Origin of the sequence: Nonomuraea cypriaca (assembly GCF_015645445.1) — a bacterium.
In the GTDB taxonomy this organism is placed as follows: domain Bacteria; phylum Actinomycetota; class Actinomycetes; order Streptosporangiales; family Streptosporangiaceae; genus Nonomuraea; species Nonomuraea cypriaca.
Genome location: NZ_JADOGI010000415.1, coordinates 1 through 4,477, shown reverse-complemented (window position 1 = coordinate 4,477; position 4,477 = coordinate 1). Strand labels below are relative to the sequence as shown.

The 4,477-nt window shown below is 70.5% G+C and carries 4 protein-coding genes; 2 read left to right on the top strand and 2 right to left on the bottom strand.

All coding sequences use genetic code 11. From position 1 onward, the window contains the following. Positions 1-1,005 (top strand): extracellular solute-binding protein (locus ITP53_RS53990; RefSeq protein WP_195903246.1); only part of this gene is annotated, 1,005 nt, incomplete at its 5' end. Between the two features lie 171 nt (positions 1,006-1,176). Here ITP53_RS53990 and ITP53_RS53985 read toward each other — a convergent pair. Continuing rightward, positions 1,177-1,428, bottom strand: a complete 252-nt coding sequence (locus ITP53_RS53985; protein WP_236052215.1) for a hypothetical protein — start codon at positions 1,426-1,428, stop codon at positions 1,177-1,179. A 159-nt stretch (positions 1,429-1,587) separates the two neighbouring features. Continuing rightward, positions 1,588-2,910, bottom strand: coding sequence for a 4-aminobutyrate--2-oxoglutarate transaminase (gabT, locus tag ITP53_RS53980; RefSeq protein WP_195903245.1), 1,323 nt, complete (start codon positions 2,908-2,910; stop codon positions 1,588-1,590). Here gabT and ITP53_RS53975 point away from each other — a divergent pair. Further along, positions 2,813-4,477: PucR family transcriptional regulator ligand-binding domain-containing protein (locus ITP53_RS53975; protein ID WP_328818822.1), on the top strand; the 1,665-nt coding region annotated here is incomplete at its 3' end. The genes gabT and ITP53_RS53975 overlap by 98 nt on opposite strands.

Sequence of the window (4,477 nt, the reverse complement as noted above, 5' to 3'; positions counted from 1 at the left end):
AGCCCGACCGCCACGCAGAGCGACGGCACGCTGCAGATCCTCACCTACCGCGGCTACGCCGAGTACGGCGGCACCAGTCCCAAGGTCAACTGGGTGGGCTCGTTCGAGAAGGAGACCGGCTGCCGGATCGCCAAGCTCGACGCCGTGCAGACCGCCGAGGAGATGGCCACCAAGATCAAGGAGCGGCCCTACGACCTCGTCTCCGCCGGGCCCGTGCTGGCCGCGGACCTCATCGAGGCCAAGCAGGTGCAGGCCATCGACCCGGCCAAGGTGAGCGGCTACGACGATCTCGACGAGCGCTTCCGCGACATGTCCACCGTGTCGGGCAAGGTGTACGGAGTGCCCTACCTGTGGGGATATCACGAGTTCATCTATGACTCGAGCAAGGTCAGAGGGAGCCTGGCGCGGGCGTTCGACTCCGATCGCCTGGCGCTCAGGGACAGCCCGCTGACGATCGCCGACGCCGCGCTGGCCGACGGGGCCAAGGAGCCGTACGAGCTGACCGAGGAGGGGCTCGATTCGGCCATGGCGCTGCTGGAGGGGCGTGGGGAGCGCACGTACTGGAAGAACCCGATCGACCTGGTCATGGGGTTCGCCACCGGGTCGCTCGACTACGCCCAGGCCACCCCTTACCACCGCCTGCTGCTTCGGAACGCCGGCCGGCCGGTCAAGGCCATCAGCACACGCGAGACCACCGGATGGCTGGATTCGTGGATGCTGCGGGCGGGCGTGCCCGACACGACGTGCGCGTACCGGTGGCTCAACTGGGTGACCGCGCCGGACGCGCAGCGCGACGCCGCCGCGTGGGTGGGGCTGGCTCCCGCCAACGACAAGGCGTGCAAGGGGCGGGCGAAGCAGATGTGCGAGGTGTACGGAGTCGGCGACGACAAACGGATCGACCGGATCGCCTTCGCGGTCCGGCCACCTGGGGATTGCCGGGCGGATGATGGGGAATGCACTGATTATGCCGCCTGGACAGAACGGTGGCGAGAACTCGCCGAGTGAGTGGGGGTCACCGATCCCCACCTGACCGTGCCGCGGGCCGCGCCCTTCCCCCCGCTGGGTGCGACCTGCAGAGACGCCCCGGGCCTTCCCCCCGTCCCGGGGCGTCTCGCATGGAACCCCGGAGCACCCGAGCACCCCAGAGCACCCCGGATGTGGCCAGGACATGTGTGGTCAGCGAGACGGGAAGGCCACCACGGTGGCCTTCGGCGCGGGCAGCAGTGCCTCGGCGCAGTCGGTGCAGGCGAGCACCGGCGAGTCGTCCGGCAGGCGGCCCACGCGCACGCGCGGTCGCGGCCATCGCTTGTGGCAGACGACGCAGGCGTCGCCGTCGCGCTGGGCCCCGGTCAGGCCCTCAGGGTCGAACGTCAACATGTTCCGCGCCGTTCTGGTCGAGCCCCAGTTCATCACGCTCCCAGCAGCCATCGCCCGTCCGTACGTCGGATCCGTTATAACCCTGACTGAGGCCATGAGCGTCTAGCTGAGCGTCAAGTCAGGGTGAATTCTCTACCCGGGTGACGGCCGTTACACCAACAAAATCGGGCATCCAGCCGCAAGCCGGATGCCCGATTGGCATGGGTATTTCTAGAGTTCGGCGATGGCCTTCTCCAGGATGCCAAGGCCCTCCTCGAGCAGGTGCTCGGGGATGACCAGCGGTGGCAGGAAGCGCAGCACGTTGCCGTACGTGCCCGCCGTCAGGACCAGCAGGCCCTCCGCGTGGCAGCGCCTGACGACCTCCTGTACGGCGGCCGGGTTCGGCTCCTTGGTGCCCGGCTCGACCAGTTCGATCGCGATCATCGCGCCCCGCCCGCGAACGTCGCCGATCACGTCGTACCGCTCCTGGAGCGCCTTCAGCCGGGGGAGCATGATCTCGCCGATGCGACGGGCCCTGGCGACCAGGTTCTCCTCCTCGATGGTCTCCAGCACGCCGAGGGCGGCCTCGCAGGCGAGGGGGTTGCCGCCGTACGTGCCGCCGAGACCGCCGGAGTGCACCTTGTCCATGATCTCGGCGCGTCCCGTCACGGCGGCCAGCGGCAGGCCGCCCGCGATGCCCTTGGCGGTGGTGACGATGTCCGGCACGACGCCCTCGTCCTCGCAGGCGAACAGGTCACCGGTACGCGCGAAGCCCGTCTGCACCTCGTCGGCCACGAACACGATGCCGTTCTTGCGGCAGAACTCGGCGATGCGCGGCAGGAACCCCCTGGCCGGCACGATGAACCCGCCCTCGCCCGCGATCGGCTCGATCACCACGGCGGCCACGTTGCCCGCGCCGATCTGCTTGGAGATCATGTCGATGGCCTGCTCGGCGGCCTCCTCCGCGCAGTTCTCGCCCGGCCACCTGAACGGGTACGCCAGCGGCACCCGGTACACCTCGGGCGCGAACGGTCCGAAGCCCTGCTTGTACGGCATGTTCTTGGCCGTCAGGGTCATCGTGAGCAGTGTGCGGCCGTGGTAGCCGTGGTCGAACACCACGACGGCCGGCCTGCCGGTGGCGTGCCTGGCGATCTTGACCGCGTTCTCCACGGCCTCGGCGCCCGAGTTCACCAGGAACGTACGCTTCTCGTGGTCGCCGGGGGTCAGCTCGTTGAGCTTCTCGCACACCCGTACGTACGACTCGTACGGGGTGACCATGAAACAGGTGTGGGTGAAGTCGGCGACCTGCTTCCGGACCCGATCGACGACCTTGGGCGCGGAGTTGCCCACGCTCGTCACGGCGATGCCGGAGCCGAAGTCGATCAGTGAGTTCCCGTCGGCGTCCTCCAGCACGCCGCCGCCCGCGCGGGTGACGAAGACCGGCAGGGTGACGCCGATGCCGGGCGGGACGGCGGCCTGCTTGCGGGCCAGCAGCTCCTGCGACTTGGGGCCTGGGATCGCGGTCACGACGCGCCGCTCCTGGGGAATGCTCATGTGCTTGACGGTACGGCGGGCTCCTACCTGCGCCGATACGTCGATATGTCACACTGGGGGTGGTCGCCTTTGCCAGAATGGACAAACTCGCATGCCGCCTTCCCTACGAACCGTGGCACGCCGCATGGGCCTCCGCCCCCTCGCCGGAACCTCGGCCTGCCGCCCCTCCTCGGCACCTGGCGCCTCCGGCCCCTCTGCCTCGGGGCCTGGCGCCTTCGGTCCCACCGCCTCGGGTGGCGCCGGTGCTGCCGCGGTGGGTTCCACTGGCTCGCGGAGTGTGAAGGAGTCGCGTGGGATGGACGCGATCGTGCGGTGGGTGGCGGTCAGCGAGCTGGCGGATCCGACGCCGTACCTGGAGGGTGGCGAGCTGCTGCTCACGACGGGGCTGCGGATGGAAGGCGACCTATCCGGATATGTCGCCCGACTCGTGGCCCGCGGCGTGGCCGGGCTCGGCTTCGGGGTCGGCGTCTCGCACGAGGAGGTGCCGCCCGCGCTCATCGAGGCCGCGGACCAGGCCGGGCTGCCGCTGCTGGAGGTGCCGCGCGAGACGCCGTTCATCGCGATCGGCAAGGTGGTCAGCGAACTGCTGGCGGCGGAACAGTACGAGGAGATCACCCGCGCCTTCGCCGCCCAGAGCCGGATGACCCGGGCGGCGCTGCGGCCCGAGGGCGCGTACGCGGTCATCGACCGGCTCGCCAAGGAGGTCGACGGGTGGGCTGCCCTGCTGGACGAGACGGGCGAGGTCCGCCACGCCACGCGCGGCGCCCGCACCGACGTCGTCTCCGCCGAGCTCACCCGCCCCGAGGGCGTCGGGCATGAGGGTGGAGTACGGAGTCGCGGCGGCGAGCGGTTTCCCGCCAGTCTGGCGTTGTCGGGGCCGGGGGAGCACATCGTGGTCCAGCCGTTGGGCGGTGGGGCGCGGCCGCGCGGGTTCTTCGCCGTCGGAGCGCGGCACGCCTTCTCACCTGTCGCCCATACCGTGATCAACGCCGCGGGCTCGCTGCTCACCCTGTCCATGGAACAGGGCAGGGCACACCTGGAGGCCGAGCGGCGGGTGCGGTCGGCCGTACTGGAGCTGCTGCTTTCCGGTGCTGAGGAGCAGGCGCGCGCGGTGCTCGAGCCCCTCGGCGGCGGGCTGCCCGGGGAACCGCTGGTGGTGCTCGCCACCGGCCCCGAGGCGCTGGACGCGCTGGAACCGCACGCCTTCACGGCCCTCCACGTCCCGGCCGAACATCCGCATCCCACCGGACCGACGCCCCCAGTGGCGCTCGCCCTGGTACCCGCAACCACGCCCGCGCCAGAGAAGGCGCCAGAGAAGGCGGCGCTGGAGGTGGCTGAGAAGGTGGCGCTGGAGGCGGACATACCCGTGGGCGTCAGCCTGCCGTCCGGATACGGCGCCGCACCCCTGCGCATCGCCATCGACCAGGCAAGCCGAGCCCTGGAAACCGCCAGAAGAACCCATGCAGACCGAGTCCCGGAGAGCGGCCGTGCAGGGCGAGCGCTGGAGGGGGCTGAAAGTGGCTGGGCGGGGTCAGCGCTGGAAACAGCGGGGAGGGGGAGGGTGGTG

What these genes read in the sequence shown, in the direction of transcription:
- ITP53_RS53985 (WP_236052215.1), bottom strand. Translation starts at nt 1,428, where the DNA reads ATGGCTGCTGGGAGCGTGATGAACTGGGGCTCGACCAGAACGGCGCGG.
- gabT (WP_195903245.1), bottom strand. Translation starts at nt 2,910, where the DNA reads ATGAGCATTCCCCAGGAGCGGCGCGTCGTGACCGCGATCCCAGGCCCC.